A 2,535-nucleotide genomic window follows, 5' to 3' on the forward strand; every position below is an offset into this window, starting at 1 on the left:
TGGATAGGACGGATAAAGTGAGCCACTCGCAGCGGATGAAAGTGAGCATAGCAAAGTAAGTGCTCAAAATCGATTCATCTGTGGTTAAATTTAGTGATTATTTTTTAGTTTTTTACGCATGGATTCTCCTTTAATATCTATTCTATGAGCTGTGTGCACCAGGCGATCCAAAATAGCATCTGCAATGGTCTGCTCTCCAATAATTTCGTGCCATGCTTCAACTGGTAATTGAGAGGCAATGATAATACTGTGTTTGCCATGTCTGTCCTCTATAATTTCCATAAAAGAATGCCTGTTGATACTATCCAAAGCTTTAAGTCCAAAGTCATCCAAGATGAGCAGATCTTGTTTTTCCAGTTTATTGATTTGCTTTAGATAAGAACCATCGGCTTTTGATGTTTTTAGCATGGTAAAGAGTTTATTGGTATTAAAATACATCACTTTGTAGCCCAATGAACAAGCTTGATGGCCAATCGCTGATGCCATGTAGCTTTTCCCTGCGCCTGTACTTCCAGTAATGAGTATGTTCTGTTTTTGTGTTATAAAATCACAACTGGAAAAACGTTGTATTTGATTTTTATCCAAGCATCTTGAGGCATCATAATCGATAGCTTCCATAACGGCACTGTACCTAAAATGTGCTGCTTTTGTTAATCGCTCTATCTTTCGGTTCTGCCGATCATCCCACTCACTTTGTATGAGATACGCTACCAGTTCATCATTGGTGTAGGTAATGTTTTGTGGGGATAAGCTTCCATCGAAGGCCCTGTACATGCCGTATAGCCTCAACTGTTTCATGTGTTCTAATGTTTGTGTGTTCATTGTTTATGGTTTTAAATTTATTTATAATAATTACTGCCTCTGATATTGTTGTGACTGGGGATGTTAGGTTGCTCTTCGACATCTTCATCTAAAGTGTCCCATCCGTTTTTAAGGATGCGCTCTATAATGTTGTAGTTGTGCGCACCATAATCCAGAGCCCGTTTACAGGCATTGTCCAGTCGTACATTGCCCACTTTTTTGGTAAGGTGCAATATGCCCAGGCATGATTTATAAGATTGCTCGGGATGTTGTTTTTTATCGAGTATTTTAATGATCAGTACCTTGCAGTGGTCTCCTACCTGAGCGGCCCAGGCAATGAATTTTTCACTGCTCCATTCACTGACAAAACGATGATGGGAAGGCATATGCTCCTTTATGGAGGTATACCCATATTTTTGTTTGGCTCTTGTATGGACCGTAAGCAGCTCTTGCTGATGATAAACTTCGACAGTACTATCTGAGTAAATAACCTTGACCCGTTTGCCTATATGCTGATAGGGCACGCTATAGTAGTGCTTATCTTTTCCGAAGTAGATATGGCTATTTTTATGAACCGTTGCATTTGCAGAACGTTTGATCTCATAGCGTTTTGAAGGGAGTGCTTTGAGTTGGTGTTTTTCAATCTCTTCAAACAAAGAATAGCGTGAGTATTCCCGCCCTCTAAAAGACATGTTGTTATGCAATTTAAGTTGTTCTAAGATGGCTTTGTTAAGTTCAGACTTGGTATGGAAGGTCTGGTTGCGCAGTGGTGCAAATACACGGGTATATATAATGCGCACAGCATTTTCAACAATGGCCTTGTCCCTGGGTTTATACGCCCTGGTGGGCAATACAGCTGTTTCGTAATACGCTGCAAAGTCGGCAAAGTCTTCATTTACCTTGGGCTCATATCGACTGCTCTTGGTTACGGCAGCCCTTAAATTATCGGGGACCAAAGCCTCGGGCACGCCACCGTAAAACCAAATTGCATTTTCAACGCAGGCCATAAAATCTTCTTTCTTTTGGCTCTCACAGGCTTCTACATAGGTGTATTGACTACTGCCCAGAACACAGACAAAGACCTCCAGGTCTTGTATTTCTCCTGTATGACGATCTACAATGGAGAGCTTTTTTCCTGTAAAGTCGATGAAAAGCTTGTCGCCAGCTTTATGGGTAAAGTGCATCACGGGAGACACCTCTTTCGCCCATTCCCGATACCAATACCTAAACTGGGAGATTTTGTAACCATCTGGATGTTTGGCATAGTATTCTTGCCAGAGCAGCTCTTTTGTAACCCCCGTTTTGCGGAGCTCTTTATCAAAATAGGGGAAGTATGTTTCTAAGGTCAGTAACTGTGGACTCTTGTCTTTCTGGTCGGTTTTAAAGAGATTATTCAGTTCTTCAAGTGTCATGGCAGACACTTCGTAGTTGGTAAGCTGATAACGCTTAAAAAAGTCAATATACTTGGTGATCGTATTGCGCGATAGCCCTGTGACCAGGCTTATTTTGCGCTTGCTTATGCCTTCGCTGTAGAGTTTAAAAATCTGTTTTATTTTTCGCATATCTATTTGTGTGTTTGCCATAATATCTTTTTATAAAAAGATATTTAAAGCTGTACAAATAGAATCGATTTTTAGTGGTTCACTTTCATCCGCTCAAGGTGGTTCACTTTCGCCCGCTGCGCTATGTTCAGTTTAATCCGCTGGAGGTGGTATACTATGCCCGTTTTTTGCA

The 2,535-nt window shown here is 40.9% G+C and carries 2 protein-coding genes; both read right to left on the reverse strand.

Going from position 1 to position 2,535, the window contains the following annotated elements; translation table 11 throughout:
* Window positions 1-90: 90 nt before the first annotated feature.
* Window positions 91-822, reverse strand: a complete 732-nt coding sequence (gene istB / locus G6N06_RS19565; RefSeq protein ID WP_163518383.1) for an IS21-like element helper ATPase IstB — start codon at window positions 820-822, stop codon at window positions 91-93.
* A gap of 17 nt (window positions 823-839) precedes the next feature.
* Window positions 840-2,384 carry an IS21 family transposase gene (gene istA / locus G6N06_RS19570; protein WP_163518384.1) on the reverse strand — a complete coding sequence of 515 codons (1,545 nt, stop codon included), beginning with the start codon at window positions 2,382-2,384 and terminating at the stop codon, window positions 840-842.
* Window positions 2,385-2,535 lie beyond the last annotated feature (151 nt).

Origin of the sequence: Gelidibacter japonicus, from assembly GCF_010725055.1 — a bacterium.
GTDB classification, from domain to species: domain Bacteria; phylum Bacteroidota; class Bacteroidia; order Flavobacteriales; family Flavobacteriaceae; genus Gelidibacter; species Gelidibacter japonicus.